At 38.6% G+C, this 15,034-nt stretch carries 8 protein-coding genes, 1 tRNA gene and 1 pseudogene; 6 read left to right on the forward strand and 4 right to left on the reverse strand.

What is annotated here, in order from left to right:
* Positions 1-72: 72 nt before the first annotated feature.
* A complete protein-coding gene (locus AAZO_RS21750) occupies positions 73-1,662 on the reverse strand; it encodes an iron uptake porin (protein WP_013192834.1) in 1,590 nt (529 codons plus the stop codon).
* A 367-nt stretch (positions 1,663-2,029) separates the two neighbouring features.
* Here AAZO_RS21750 and AAZO_RS21755 point away from each other — a divergent pair, with 367 nt between their 5' ends.
* Positions 2,030-2,998, forward strand: coding sequence for a metal ABC transporter solute-binding protein, Zn/Mn family (locus AAZO_RS21755; protein WP_013192835.1), 969 nt, complete (start codon positions 2,030-2,032; stop codon positions 2,996-2,998).
* A 103-nt stretch (positions 2,999-3,101) separates the two neighbouring features.
* Entirely contained in the window at positions 3,102-3,905 is an 804-nt protein-coding gene (locus tag AAZO_RS21760; protein ID WP_013192836.1) for a metal ABC transporter ATP-binding protein, read from the forward strand.
* 136 nt (positions 3,906-4,041) lie between these two features.
* On the opposite strand, the pseudogene AAZO_RS21765 reads toward AAZO_RS21760, so the two are convergent.
* Positions 4,042-4,305 (reverse strand): annotated as a pseudogene (locus tag AAZO_RS21765) (ArsR/SmtB family transcription factor).
* Positions 4,306-4,529: 224 nt separating this feature from the next.
* Between AAZO_RS21765 and AAZO_RS21770 the strand changes: the two are divergent.
* Together AAZO_RS21770 and AAZO_RS21775 are read left to right on the forward strand one after the other, a co-directional pair.
* Positions 4,530-5,399: a metal ABC transporter permease gene (locus AAZO_RS21770; protein ID WP_013192837.1), complete on the forward strand. Its 870-nt coding sequence runs from the start codon at positions 4,530-4,532 to the stop codon at positions 5,397-5,399.
* 81 nt (positions 5,400-5,480) lie between these two features.
* Positions 5,481-5,553: transfer RNA gene (locus AAZO_RS21775), tRNA-Phe, on the forward strand.
* Positions 5,554-6,608: 1,055 nt separating this feature from the next.
* Here AAZO_RS21775 and murQ read toward each other — a convergent pair.
* Positions 6,609-7,529, reverse strand: a complete 921-nt coding sequence (gene murQ, locus AAZO_RS21780) for an N-acetylmuramic acid 6-phosphate etherase (protein WP_013192838.1) — start codon at positions 7,527-7,529, stop codon at positions 6,609-6,611.
* A gap of 76 nt (positions 7,530-7,605) precedes the next feature.
* Positions 7,606-8,016 (reverse strand): DUF3110 domain-containing protein, encoded by a 411-nt coding sequence (locus AAZO_RS21785; protein ID WP_013192839.1) that lies wholly within the window; start codon positions 8,014-8,016, stop codon positions 7,606-7,608.
* A 200-nt stretch (positions 8,017-8,216) separates the two neighbouring features.
* Here AAZO_RS21785 and AAZO_RS21790 point away from each other — a divergent pair, with 200 nt between their 5' ends.
* Complete coding sequence (locus AAZO_RS21790; protein ID WP_013192840.1) at positions 8,217-13,712, forward strand: translocation/assembly module TamB domain-containing protein; 5,496 nt, start codon at positions 8,217-8,219, stop codon at positions 13,710-13,712.
* A 469-nt stretch (positions 13,713-14,181) separates the two neighbouring features.
* On the forward strand, positions 14,182-14,973 hold the full coding sequence (locus tag AAZO_RS21795) for an RNA polymerase sigma factor SigF (protein ID WP_013192841.1): 792 nt from the start codon (positions 14,182-14,184) through the stop codon (positions 14,971-14,973).
* Positions 14,974-15,034 lie beyond the last annotated feature (61 nt).

Genomic DNA, 15,034 nt, shown 5'->3' on the forward strand with positions numbered 1-15,034 from the left:
ACACGAACAACGTTTTTTAAGACCAGCCCTGTGGGAGGGGCTGGTTTTTTTTCAGAATGATGATATTGAAGTTTAGAAACTGAAGGTGGTTCTCAAAGCACCAATTACCACATCATTATTATTAGTATCATTATGGTCTGGTGCTGTTATCCAAATAACACCAGGGGTAATTGTGATATTGTCACTAATTTTGTATTGATAAAATGCCTCAATGTGATATGAGGTATCTAAGTCTTCAGACACCACTGAGGTGCTAGAACTCGTAACTTTCGGTTCCATGCCCAGGATCATACCAGCTAAGTTACCTTTTTTACCCAAGTCTGGAAAACCAAGGGTAACGGCATAGTTCCAAATGTCTACATCTCCTTTCTCTCTTGTTAACACTTGACTCCGGGTATATCCAGCCCAACCACCCAATACAAATTTCTCACTGATGGCAACGGATGCTTGGAGACCGTAAGAATTACTGGAAAATGCTTCACTGCTAATATCAGATGTTGCAGCTTCGCTACCTGTGAGTATTGGTTGATTGTAGGAATTGATATAGATTAAACCAAGGGCAATGCGATCACATGGTTTGAGGGTCAACTGTGCCATTGCACCATAGGGTCCATCAAACAAACCATTTTTAGAGGCAGGGTTTGAGGCAGGATTGTCGGTAGTACCTGCTAAATACCCTAAACTTAAGGTTATATTCTTGTTGAACTGGTGATTTACTCCCAAACCTGCACCACTGATCTGGTTATAGATTGGGTTGCGTGTACCAAAGGTGGACAAAGCACCATCACCATCACCATCAAAAATATTAATTGTGCTGGTAAGGTCATCTGCTGCACCGCCAGTAGCAATAGCTATTGCCTGTGTTTTGTTACCTACTGGGAATTTGTACCACAGTGTACCTAAGAAAGTATCGTTAGTACCACTACCAGCAAAAAACAAATTACCCTGTTGTGGACTGCTGATAGGGCTATTGATATTATTACTCTCAATTCTGGTAAACAGCGTATCTTGACCACTAAAGCTGCTGACAAATTCAATCCGCGCCCGTGCGCCTAGAGTGCTATTTTTATTGTCACCACTGTTACCAGCAAAAACCTCACTGAAGACGGCGACTAGTTGCCCTTGCAATTTGCTGGTGGTAGAAAATTGATTGGCTTCTAACTCAGCAGCCCTGGCTTCCAGCGCATCTACACGACCCCGCAAGGTTGCTAGTTCAGCCGCAAATTCTTCTCGTAGTTTTTGCAGTGTGGCTAAATCCTGTTTTGTTACTAGATCAGCAGTAGCAGTGGCAATTAATTCGTTAACTCGATCTAAACAAGCATTCAACCCGGCTGCAAATTCATACCTTGTCATAGCACGATTACCACGATAAGTACCGTTGGCATAGCCAGCAATACAACCGTAACGTTCTACCAAAGATCGCAAAGCTTGAAATGCCCAATCTGTGGATTGCACGTCTGATAACTCAGATACTGATGTTACTTGTGATATCAACTCCTGTTGATTAATTTTTCCAAGTTTTGGCGTTAGATTAGTAATTCCAATTGGTTCACTAGTTTCCGTTGTCGTTGTTACTTCCCCGGCTGATGGACCCGTCCCCATAGAAAGCATCGCACCGCAAATTGCCGGACTTGCTAATAGATATGCCCAGAATTTTTGCATAGTTTCCTCACACCTGTTTACAATTCACACCTGTCCCACATATATAGCAGGGTAAAGCTACTAATAAATATTCTTAAAATAATAACATTATTAATTAAGCGATTTTTTTTACCATTTTTTTACCAGTAGGTCAAGAAATCGTGATGAATTGATAAATCTATAAAATAACATCAAAAAAGTATTATGGACTGCAAAAATTTTGTCGTCATTACAGACACAGTAAAATTTTGACAAAATTGCATGATATTGTTGCTAATATTTGGTGATAATGATTATTATTATAAGTGTAAGATTGGCTTCTTGTTCTTGCCAACAGAAATCTTGATACACAGAAAAGCAGGATTATTTATTAAGGAGGGAAAAATCAATGCTTGGAAATTATATAAAACTCACAATCAGGAGCAGAAGAAGCAATATCCTGGGTTTAATGACGCTGCTATTATTGTCAGTGGGTATTTTAAGTTGTAAAGAATCTAACAATAAAACAGAGAATAATACGCAGGAGAGACCAAAAGTAGTGATAACATTTTTACCCGTGTATTTGTTTACAAAAGCCGTAACTGGAGATGTAGCAGATGTGGAGATTTTAGTGCCACCAGGTACGGATATACATGATTATCAGGCGACACCAGATAATGTAAAAGCGATCGCAACAGCTAATGTTTTGGTAAAAAATGGCTTAGGTTTAGAGGCATTTCTCACAGAAACAGTTAAGAATGCCAAAAATACTAAATTAGTAGAAATTGATGCCAGTACAAGTATTAAAGTGATAAATGATATTTCTCCCGTGGAGGAAACAAACGAGAAAGACCACAAATATGAACACACTGCGGGAAATCCTCATGTTTGGTTAGATCCAGTTTTTGCTAAACAGCAAGTCATCAATATTCGGGATGGTTTAATAACTGCTGATCCAGGAAATAAAACAACTTATGAAGCTAATGCAGCGGCTTATATTCAGGAATTAGACAACTTAAATAATGAATTTCGGCGGACTTTACAAAAGACCCCTAATTGTACATTTATTACTTTTCATGATGCCTTTCCCTACATGGCCAAACGCTATAATCTCAAACAAATGGCAGTTGTAGAAATTCCTGAAGACCAACTTTCACCAGCGGATGTGCAGAATGCTATTAATGCAGTTAAAAAGTACAAAGTTAAAGCCTTATTTAGTGAACCAGGAATAGATAACAAATTACTGACCAGCCTTTCACAAGATTTGCAGTTAACTGTATATCCTCTAAATTCTCTAGAAAATGGTGAAACAAACCCCCAGTATTATTTTCAGGCAATGAAGGATAATTTAAAGAATTTAGCAACAGGATGTAAGTAATTCGTAATAGTGCCTCTGGCAGGCTACGCAAACGTAATTTTTAATTTAGACCGCTAATTAGTTTCTGATTTATCCGTAACATCCATCGAAAATCCAAAATCGAATGACTGACGACCAGCAAGCAATCACATTGCCAATATTAAAAGTAGAGGGATTAACTGTCTATCAAGGAAACTTCCTCGCTGTACGGGATGTTTCCTTTGAATTATTTCCTGAAACAGATACAGCGATAGTAGGACCAAATGGGGCTGGTAAAAGTACCTTAGTTAAGGCTATATTAGATTTGATTCCCCGACGTTCTGGGACAATAGAAATTTTTGGTCGTCCCATTGCCAGGTTAGGAAGTTTACGACATTTTTTGGGCTATATGCCACAAAATTTTATTTTTGATCGTAGTTTTCCTATTTCTGTGACTGAGTTAGTAGGACTAGGAATAGGTGAGAGGGAACAGGTAATAGGTGACAAAAAAAATTTATTATTCCCCAATTTTTGGCAAAAACATACAGAAAAAACAGCAGCTATAGCAGCAGCTTTACACAGAACAAATATATATCGTTTAAGAAATCAGACTATTGGGACTCTTAGCGGTGGTCAACTCAAGCGGGTGTTATTGGCTTATTGTTTGGTAACACCACGAAAATTATTGGTATTGGATGAAGCTTTTGCTGGGGTAGATATGCAAGGTGCAGCTGATTTTTATGCTTTACTAAATGAGTTAAAACGAGAAGAGGGTTGGACTGTTTTACAGGTTTCCCATGATATTGATATGGTAAATCGTCATTGCGATCGCGTCCTCTGTCTTAATCAAACTGTAGTATGTACTGGTAAGCCAGAAATTGCCCTTTCACCGCAAAATCTTTTAGCAACTTATGGACCCGGTTTTACTCGTTATCAACACAAGCATTAAAAACTGAAAATAGTTCCTCCGGCAGGCTACCGCCAACAAAATTTAAAATTTGATAACTGCTACCTTTTGTGTTTTCAAGATTGACCTTTTTTGAATTTTCAGTTCCCCGAAGGGGTTGAATTTTGTCTTCTGACTGTCAATCTTTTTCATCTAGGTGTTCAGCTACAGATTGATAAAGATGGAAAATATGACTATCGTGGAGGCGATAGAAAACATTACGCCCTTGTTTACGGTAACTGACCAAACGCATGGCGCGTAAGTTTCGCAGTTGATGAGAAACAGCGGATTCACTCATTTCTAGTAAGGCTGCTAAATCACTGACACAAAATTATTTGTTTGCTAATATGGAAAGAACTCTCAGGCGGTTAGCATCTCCTAAAAAGCTAAAAAATTCTGCCATGCGTTGGGGTTTTTCTGTGCTGATTAGTTTATTGGGAATGGCTTCAAGAATATTGCTATTTAAAGTAATTGGTGGATTAGATTGAATCATGATTTGTTCTTAACTTGATTTTAAAGAATAAGAGTTTTTCAGGTGTAAATATATGCTTTAAAATTGAATATTTAGTCATGAAATAAAAGATAATCTATTTACAGGATAGATAAAAATTACTGTAAAACAGAGATATGAATTTATTGGTTGATATTCAAAGCAACTTGTTAGCTATTACAAATAGTCATGGTTTAGTGGAATTGCTAGGGTTTCCTTTCATGCAACGTGCCATTATTGGTGCTGTATTAATGGGAATACTGGGTGGTTTATTAGGCTGTTTTGTTACCTTGCGCCAGTTGTCATTTTTTAGTCACGCTGTAGGCCATGCGGCGTTAGTAGGTGTGGCTTTAGGTGTGTTATTAAACATAAATCCTACATGGATGTTGTTGCCATTTACCTTAATTTTCGGTGTAATTGTCCTCTACCTAATTGACAAAACGGATTTAGCTAGTGATAGTATTCTTAGTATAGTTCTATCAGGGGCGTTAGGGATCGGAGTCATCCTCACCAGTATGATTAAAGGATATCGCGGAAACTTGATGGCTGTACTATTTGGCGATATTTTAGCTATTGATGCTATAGATTTAATTTTGACGCTGCTGGTACTTGTGGGTAGCGGTATTTTTTTATTATCAACATTGCGATCGCAAATTTTGTTAACCCTTAACGCAGATGTTGCCCAGGTACAAGGCGTTCCTGTTAAATTATATCGTTATGGGTTTGTGATTTTGCTATCTTTAGCCGTAGCCGTAGCAATTAAAGCCGTCGGGGTTTTACTCGTAAACGCCTTTTTAGTAATTCCCGCAGCCACCGCTAAAATGGTGACTGATCAATTTAGCTGGTTTTTGCTTATGTCAGTCCTTGTTGGTTCCAGCAGTAGCATCGCTGGAATTATGGTTTCTGGAGTGTTTAACCTAGCTTCTGGCCCTAGTATTGTTTTGGTGCAGTTCCTGGTGTTCGTCGTCGTTTTCACCTGGGTTAAGTTAGGGATAAAAGCAGCTTAAAAGTTCTTTTGGCAACCTACTTGACATATCCTTTTTCTTTTGCTAAATTTATTAATGGTGGCGAACATAAAAGAAGCCCGCGCCGGGATAGCTCAGTTGGTAGAGCAGAGGACTGAAAATCCTCGTGTCAGCAGTTCAAATCTGCTTCCTGGCATAGGTTTTAGAAAATTCAATAAATACTTTCCCTAGATTTTGACTATTTAGTTTAAAAACATAGGGTGTTCTTTTGCAGTTGCAGGAGTGCGATCGCATTTTTATTAAACTTAATAAAGAATAAAAATATACTAACAGTATAGTACTAATTATAGTTCTTTAGATTTTTGGGCTTGACTTTGACTAAAATATTGCTATCTTTGGTAAACTTCTACAGGACTTACGCAACTGGCATATTATTAGGGTGCATCATACCTATAAGTTGGTTAGTATCAACAGATTTTCAAAACATTTGACGCACCTTACAAGAGACTTGAGTGTGACACTTGTGTAAGTCCTATTCTAATCTAAATTGTTCAGATAAGTAGGTAAAAACAAAGAAACATAAATATGTAACAAAATGTAAATTACTTGAAACCCTTGGGATTGCTTGATCTCCCTTTGCTGCATTCGCCTTGACATAGTTATAAATTTTTCCGCCCACCTACTTATCACAAATTATGAATTTGACTAGCATTGATAATGTGCTCAACTTTGATGTTTAATTCAGGAAAAGTAGGAGAAATAATTTTATCGTTTCTTGTAAATGCTCTTACTTGATATTTACCATCAACCAATTCATAAACAAATACGGTCGGTAATTTTAGGGTTGCCTAAATAACTCCTAGAAGCAATAGCTAAATAATCCAGAATCCAATATTCTTTAATTCCTAAATTTTCATATTCTTCTAATTTATCAACATAATCATCTTCCCAATTTCATCTTCCCAATTTGTGGATGTTACTTCTACAGCTAATTGAATCGGTTCAATCACAGCACCGTAAGTTGTTACATTAGAATTCCATAAAGAAAGATGGACTTACCACACTCGCATCTGGGTTTCTTCCTCTTTGTTCTCCTTTGCTGGTAAAGGTTCTGATGACTATATCTTTATCAAGAATATAGTCAAGACCTAAAGGATCACTTTCTCCATCAAAAGTCTTAACCCTTGAAAAGTGGACTTTGAAGAATTTAGCCCCCCTTTTTCAACAGTTGGGGGGATCTAAGATATATCCCTATTTCTCTTTTTTATAACTATCAACAGCAGCACGCAAATTACCCTGATGTACGGATAAAAGTTGTTCACCAGCGGTTTTATCTAAATCAGTCCAGTGCATTAACAAAGCCAGTTTCACCCATTTACCACTGCGTTCAAGTAAAAAACTGGCTGCTTCTCGACTTAAACCGGTCAAGTCTTGTAAAATTCTTAAAGCGCGATCGCGCAACTTTTGATTTGTTACCGCAACATCAACCATCCGATTACCGTAAACTTTACCCAACCTCACCATCACGCTGGTAGAAAGGATATTTAAAGCCAGTTTAGTCGCAGTACCAGCTTTCAAACGAGTCGAACCGGCTAAGATTTCCGGACCAGTTAACAAGCGAATATCAATATCAGCATCAAAATCTACTTGTTCAGCAGGAACACAGGCTATAAAAACAGTTAAAGCACCGCGTTGACGGGCAGCGTTTAAGGCACCGTGAACATAGGGAGTAGTTCCTCCAGCGGTGATACCGACGACTACATCAAGTTGAGTTATGTGACGTTGGGCGATCGCACTTTCTCCATCTTCAGCTAGGTCTTCTAACCCCTCAGAACTGCGTAACAGCGCCCCAGCACCACCAGCAATAATCCCCTGTACCAACTCTGGAGGTGTGCAGAACGTTGGAGGACACTCAGCCGCATCCAACACCCCTAATCTGCCACTAGTTCCCGCACCAATGTAAAATAAACGTCCACCTTGATGCAAACGCTCCGCTGTGCGTTCAATAGCTCCTGCTAACTGAATTTTAGCGCCAGCAACAGCAGCTACAGCTTTTTCATCTTCATGATTAAATAATTCCACCAACTCCAGCGCATTAAGTTGGTCTAAATTTAAACTATTGGGATTTACCTGTTCCGTCAAAAGATGCCCGCGTTCCTGCAAATTTGTCATTTTTCTCTTAGTTATCAATTGTTATTTTCACCTGTTCCCTATTCCCTTTTCCTAATGACTAATAACTAATAACTAACTACAATAAACCTTCTAGTTTGCGACGGATACTGTCTAGTTCAGAATTAGGAATTTCCTGTACAGTCTCACTTGCTGGACTAGGACGGAAGGAATCATCATTATCCTCGGTTTCAGAATCTGGTTTCCAATCAGTCTCTTCCACATTCAATTCCGGGGGCATGATTAAATCACCGTTTTCTGGAACAACTTCCCAATCAAACCCCGCACTTTTACAAAATTCCTTGATTTCCTCAGCATCCATGCCCTCAAGTGTAGGTGTGGGAAAATCCTGAGCTTCTAACATTAAAGCAAAGCGTGTGGCATCATCTTCCGACTCAAACATCATGATTTTATTGCGATTACCCACTCGAATCGAGTGAATCCCTTCATTATCAGTGCCAACATTGAAAATTAGTACAAAAACACGCATCATCCAACCTTTGAGGTCTATATATACTATTTTTATTTAATCAGGGAAAAGGAAACAGGCAACAGGGGAGAATAACCAATGACAACTGGTAACTGGTAACTGGTCACTGAGAACAGTATCCTAGAAGTGGCACAGTTTGATATTGTGCTATCAGTTATACAGTTTGCCAAATAAATCGGGCAGTTAAAAACTGAAAATCAATGTCTAACTCTTCCAGTCAAGATTATTATACCCCAACTAAAAGCTCTAAACGCCTATGGTTGATGATATTGAGTCGTGGTGGCATTGCTCTAGGAGCATTCCTGCTACTCTTAATTATCGGTGGTGTTTGGCGGTTACGGGATTTTATCCAAAAAGAGTTAGCACCATTGGCAGAAAAAAATCTGACTAATACTCTCAACCGTCCCATCCAACTTGGACAGGTAAAAGAATTTTCTCTGACAGGGGTAAGGTTTGCCGCTTCTGCAATACCAGCAACACCTACGGATACAGATCAGGCGACGATAGAAGCTGTAGATGTGGGTTTTAATCCTTGGCAGTTGGTTGTTAATCACTGTCTTCAATTAGAAGTTACCTTAATTAACCCAGATATTTATATTCAACAAGATGACCAACAACGTTGGATCACAACTACCATAGGTCCAGCTGGTAAACAGGGGTTAATTAAAACCAATTTAGATAAACTGCGGTTTCGTAATGCCAAGTTGGTGTTAGTAGGAAATCAGGTAACAAAGACACAGGATAAAAGAGGAGAAATATCTATTTCCCAGTTCCCAGTCTCCAGTCCCCAATCCCCAGTCCCTGTAGTATTATCAGGAATATATGGAACTGCTCGACTGATAGAAAATAACCGATTAATTAGGTTTGATTTAGCAGGAAAACCAGAGAATGGAGGTAGTATTTTTCTGCAAGGAGATATTCGCCCCGAAGCAAAATTAGAAGGTAAATTAAAGCTCAGAGGGAAAGATTTACTCGCCGCAGATGTTACTCGTTTAGTTAAGTTGCCACTGGATTTGCAAACAGGTCGAGTCAATGGTGATTTACAAATTCAGTTGATACCAGGGCAGCAAACTTTGTTATATGGTAGTGCTGCTTTGCAAGGGGTAACGCTGCAAATACCCAAAGTAACTCAACCATTAAGTAACAGTCAGGGAAATGTCAAGTTTCAAGGGTTGGGAATAGAGCTAGATAATGTAGTTAGTAACTATGGCAAAATTCCCTTAGCTGTTACAGGTTTAATTGATAGGGAAAATGGTTTTAAATTAGCAGGTCGTGTCAATGCGGTGAGTTTATCCCATGCCCTAGAAACGCTGAATGTTAAGTCGCCTTTTCCTTTGAGTGGTATAGTCAAGGCAGATTTGCAGATATTGGGTAAAATCTCTGCTCCGGTGCTTTCTGGTACAGTTTCTAATATCAAAACTGCTGAAGTTGATAAAGTTGATTTCCAAGAAATTAGTGGTAAATTTGAACTTTCAAGTCGTGATGCTATAATTACTCTCAAGGATATTCAAGGACAGACTACATTCGGTGGTGGTGTGACAGGAGGGGGAATAATTAAACTTGGCAACTCCCCAGAAATGAATGTTAATTTAACAGCTAAGAATGTTCCAGGGGATGTGATCGCACAACTTTATAATCTTAAACCTACATTCCAAGTCGGTACTATTTCAGCCACAGCTAACATTAACGGTCTCCCTGGTAATGTCCAAACTTTGGTAAAATGGGACGCCCCACAAGCTACCTACGCTGCTAGTGGTGAAACCATTATTAACTCTGACCGCACTATTTCCTTCCGTGATGTTGCTGTCAATATTGCTGGTAATGTGGTGCGAGGTTATGGCAGTTATAATCCTCAAGGTTGGCAAACTGTTGCTCAAGTTTCTAGTGTGAAGTTAACACCATTTATGAAAGAAGAAAAACTAGAAAATATCTCGTTAAAAGAGGCAGAATTTAACGGTAAGTTAGTGCTATCAGGAATTTCTAGACCTTTTAAAGTGACTAATATTCGTTCGGAAGGGGCTGGTATTAACGTTGCTGATGGCAGAATTGCTATATCTCGTCTTCAGTGGGAAGATAAGAATTTTGTTGCTGACTTGATAGCAAATAATGTGCGTTTAGGGCAGATATTGAAACAGTCTCCCCCGATTTTAAATAATCCCATTGCAGGAAAATTCACCATTGCAGGTAATACGGAAAATTTCAGCCTTAAGAGTTTAGGTGCTATTGGTGAAGGCAGTTTAGAAGTTGATAACGGCACAATTACCGCTAAGAATATTCAAGTTAGTAATGGTCGTTATAAGGCACAAATTCAAGCTAAAAATCTACCTTTACAGAAATTAGCAACATTTCCACCCCAACTACAAGGAATATTAGTAGGTCAGTTCAATGTTGCAGGTTCGGTTGAATCTTTTAAACCAGAAACTATTCAAGCCACAGGTCAAGGACGGCTAAATCTGGCTGGAGGAACAGTTACAGCGGCTAACTTTCAAGTAGCTAATGGTCGTTACCAAGCTGTAGTTGCTGGTTCACGTGTGGAATTAAATCGTTTCAATCAACAGTTACAAGGTCAATTTGCTGGTCAGTTACAAGTTGCAGGTCTTTTGGGTTCTGCTAAATTAGCTGATGTATGTGCTGCTGGTCAGGTGCAGTTTAGTAGGGGTATTCCGGGAATTAATTCTCCTTTAAATGCAGCAATATCTTGGAATGGTCAACAACTTACGATTCCCCAAGCCAGAACTCCAAATTTAAATGCTGGTGGTTATATTTTAGCTAATGCTCAACAACCAGGAATACCAGAAATTACTCAATTAAATCTGAATGTGCAAGCTCAGAATTTTGACCTGGAACAATTACCATTAAAATTCCCTAATGCTGTAGATGTGACAGGAAGAGTAGATTTTCGGGGACAAATTACAGGGAAGCCAACTGGACCAAATGTTGTGGGAACTCTGCGTTTAAGAAATTTACAAGTTCAGAAATTTGCCTTTGAACCATTATTAACTGGTAATATCAATTTTGTGCAGGGTGGGGGGTTGAATTTGGATGTTGCAGGTAAACGCGAGAGACTAGCAGCTAATTTAAATTCTAATAATCAAGCTAATGCTTTTTTAGTGCAGTGGCAGCAAGCATCAGCTACAGGTCAAGCAAAAGGAGATAATTGGGCAGTTAAAGTCAATAACTTCCCCTTACAAGCCTTAAATTTAAATTTACCTAATAATACTTTTTTGGGTAAAGGTGCATTAGCTGGTTTGTTAACTGGAGATTTGCAGATTAATCAACAGACATTAGCAGCGAGGGGAAATATTGCGATCGCACAACCAAAACTTGCTAGAATTAGGGGCGATCGCTTCACAACTCAATTTAACTACAACAACAATATAGCCACCTTCACGAGGAGCGAATTTACCAAAGACCAAAGCCGCTACCTATTTGATGGTACCCTCAAACAAACCACCACCAGACCACAGCTGCAAGCCAAAATAAACATCAACCAAGGCAACATTCAAGATTTACTCACAGTTGCTCAAATATTTGAACTCCAAGGCCTACAAAGAGGTTTAGCAGCACCAACTTACGGTACATCTGCGGATTTAACAACCAACCCGCCAGGTTTATCAGAACAACCTTTATTTAGTCAAATTCAGCGTCTATCGGAAATTAAGGCACTCCTAGCATTACAAGAAGAAAAATTTTTAGAATCCAAACCCATCCCAGATTTAACAGACTTAAAGGGAATATTCAACGGAGAAATTGACATTAATACTGCCACAGTCAACGGATTGGCATTACAGTTTAACTTACAAGGACAAAACTTTACTTGGGGTAGAGAAACAGAACCAAATCGTTTCTATCGTGCTGATAAAGTCATCGCTGAAGGTAGTTTTGAAAAAGGCGTTTTGCGTTTACAACCTTTACGCATTGCATCTAAAGAAAGACTAGTAGCTTTCACTGGTAATATCACTGGTAAAGAACAATCAGGAAAATTAACAGTGAAACGTTTCCCAATCCGACTATTAAATAACTTTGTCAAATTACCAGTCGGGATTACAGGTAATCTCAATATTGATGCTGCATTAGCAGGTAGTATAGCCAATCCTCAAGCCAGAGGACAATTAGACATCACAGAAGGAACACTCAATCAAAAACAAATAGAATCAGCTATTGCCAGTTTCAGTTATACAAATGGACGCTTAAACTTTGGCAGTCATGTTATAGCTACTGGGACAGAACCTGTCAATATTACAGGCAACATCCCCTATAAATTACCTTTTGCATCTGTCAAACCAGATAATAACCAAATTAGTCTAGATGTACAAGTAAAAGATGAAGGATTAGCACTATTAAACTTGTTCACTAACCAGATAGCCTTTGAGAGTGGTGAAGGAGAAATAGACCTGACTGTCCGGGGAACAAGACAACAACCATTAGTTAAAGGAATTGCCTCTCTTAATAATGCCACCTTTGAAGCCCAAGCTCTACCAGGTAAGCTAACAAATGTTTCTGGAAAGGCAAAATTTGATTTTGATAAAGTCTTAGTAGAAAATCTCCAAGGGCAGTTTAGTAATGGTAAAGTTGAAGCCGCAGGAAAAATTCCCATTTTCAACAGTCAAGATATAAAAATAGATAATCCTCTCACCGTCAACCTGGAAAAATTAGCCTTAAATCTCAAGTCATTATATCAAGGTGGTGCTAGTGGTAATTTACAAATTACTGGTTCTGTATTGCAGCCAGCTATTGGTGGTAATATAGAATTATTTAACGGCCAAGTTTTATTAACAGAATCTAGCACCTCTACCGTAGCTAAGAATAGTTCTGAATCATCACTTCTCGCAGCTGAAAAACAAAACAAAATCAACGATGTTAACAGCGGAATTACAAAGTTAAATAACTTAGAAATAAAGTTAGGAAAAAACGTAAAAATTGCCCGTCCACCAGTTTTCAACTTCCTAGCATCTGGCAATTTAAATCTTACTGGTTCTTTAAGTGACCCTATTCCTGAAGGAACTATCAAATTAACCAAAGGTGGGGTAAATTTATTTACAACCCAATTCAATTTAGCTCGTAACTATAAACATACCGCAACGTTTAGAACTTCTCAACCCCGTGACCCTGACTTAGATATTAATCTCTTTGCTAAAGTATTAGATGGAATCCAAACCAGTGAACTCAGCAGACAAGTTTCTACAGGATTATCCGCATTAGAAAGTGTGCAAGTTGAAGCCACCGTCAAAGGTCCAGCGAGCAAGCTAAATGATAATTTAGAATTGAAAAGCAGTCCCAGACGCTCACAAACAGAAATCGTCACTTTGTTAGGAGGTGGGTTTGTCGATACCCAAGGCCGTGGTGACAGTACATTAGGTTTAATTAATATTGCTGGTTCGGCTGTTTTCAATAACTTTCAATCTGCATTTAACCAAATTGGTGATGCTTTTGGGTTAAGTGAACTGCGTTTATTTCCTACTATTCTTTCTGATAGACCTGAAGCTAGTAAAAGCAACTCGACTTTAGAATTAGCATTAGAAGCTGGTGTCGATATTTCCAGCAAATTTTCTATTTCCAGTATCAAAATTTTGACAGCCAGTGACCCTTTTCAATGGGGTATTAATTACCGAGTAAATGAAGAGTTTCGTATCCGTGCTTCCACAAATTTAACAGATGATAGTCGTGCAGTTATTGAGTTTGAAAGAAGGTTTTAACAGTTATCAGTTACAGCAGGAGTCAGGAGTCAGGAGTCAGGAGTCAGGAGGATTTAGAATAATCTAGAATCTGAAAAAGTCTTTGAGTTTTCATGGGAGCAAGGCTTATTTCCTGCATCTTATCCACCTTAAATAACCCTTAAACTATTAATTTATCCAGGTTTTCCGTTTCTATGGCTTAACGCTACGCTATCAGCAAGCCCTACTTGTAAGTCTTTATACAGTTGCTTTTATACGGGCCACAATTCATCTAGCTGCCAACCTTTCAGGTGTAGCACGTGTCCTCTTGCAACACATATAGAAATGGGAATCATTCCGTATGCTTACGGAAGCATGCGCTGAATTTAAAATAATTTCAGTGAAATGACTATGGTTTATTTAGCCTGATCTAAGGAGAATAATGACAGTCTTAAACAAATTATACTAACTCTGTTCATTTTGAATAAGGAGTTACTACAAAGGAATTGATATGGCAGCAAGTGAGTCCTCTGTGCAGTATGATGGTATGGAGCTAATACACTTATACCACCAAAATCCTTCAATCAAACTACGTAATCAACTTGTAGAAGTGCATAAGGGCTTAGTACGGAAGATGGCTTATAAGTTTATCCATCAATGTAATGAGCCTTATGAAGACTTAGAACAAATTGGTTATTTGGGTTTAATTAGGGCTATTGAGCGTTTCAATCCTCACCAGAGATATGCGTTCAGTTCCTTTGCTATACCTTATATTCGTGGGGAGATGCTGCATTTTTTGCGCGATCACTCTACTTTACTAAAAATTCCTCGTCGTTGGCAAGAACTTTACAATGCAGGGCAAAAAATTCGTAAACAGTTCACACTATCTCTAGGTCGTCCTCCTAGAGAAATTGATATCGCCACCAAACTTAACATTTCTTTACAAGAATGGCAAGAATGTAAATTGGCTGTTCAAAACCGGATACCTTTGAGTTTAGATGCAACTACAGCTAACTACGTTGATTATCAAATAACTTTAGGTGATATTCTTCCTTGTCTCCGTACTGCTCTGCTTCAGCAACAAGAAGAGGAAAGATTACAACTCCAAGGGGCTATAAGTATGTTAGATGATAAGCGCCGGATAGTAGTTGAGTTGGTATTAGTTAAAGAACTGACTCGCAAGGATGCAGCTAAGAAAATTGGTACTAGTCCAATGACAGTTACGCGCTATCTACACAAAGGTGTGAAAGATTTGATTTGCTATTTGCAACCACAAGCGGAGTCAGAAGTCTTAAGTGCTTAATTCAGTTAACAGTTATCAGTCTTTTCACTGTTCACTGTTAACTATTACCAATGACTAATGA

Source organism: 'Nostoc azollae' 0708 (assembly GCF_000196515.1).
Taxonomy (GTDB): domain Bacteria; phylum Cyanobacteriota; class Cyanobacteriia; order Cyanobacteriales; family Nostocaceae; genus Trichormus_B; species Trichormus_B azollae.

Bases quoted from the DNA above. Each gene is read 5' to 3' on its own strand.
- AAZO_RS21760 (WP_013192836.1), top strand. From the start codon at position 3,102: ATGACTGACGACCAGCAAGCAATCACATTGCCAATATTAAAAGTAGAG.
- murQ (WP_013192838.1), bottom strand. From the start codon at position 7,529: ATGACAAATTTGCAGGAACGCGGGCATCTTTTGACGGAACAGGTAAAT.
- AAZO_RS21750 (WP_013192834.1), bottom strand. From the start codon at position 1,662: ATGCAAAAATTCTGGGCATATCTATTAGCAAGTCCGGCAATTTGCGGT.
- AAZO_RS21795 (WP_013192841.1), top strand. From the start codon at position 14,182: ATGGCAGCAAGTGAGTCCTCTGTGCAGTATGATGGTATGGAGCTAATA.
- AAZO_RS21790 (WP_013192840.1), top strand. From the start codon at position 8,217: ATGTCTAACTCTTCCAGTCAAGATTATTATACCCCAACTAAAAGCTCT.
- AAZO_RS21785 (WP_013192839.1), bottom strand. From the start codon at position 8,016: ATGCGTGTTTTTGTACTAATTTTCAATGTTGGCACTGATAATGAAGGG.
- AAZO_RS21770 (WP_013192837.1), top strand. From the start codon at position 4,530: ATGAATTTATTGGTTGATATTCAAAGCAACTTGTTAGCTATTACAAAT.
- AAZO_RS21755 (WP_013192835.1), top strand. From the start codon at position 2,030: ATGCTTGGAAATTATATAAAACTCACAATCAGGAGCAGAAGAAGCAAT.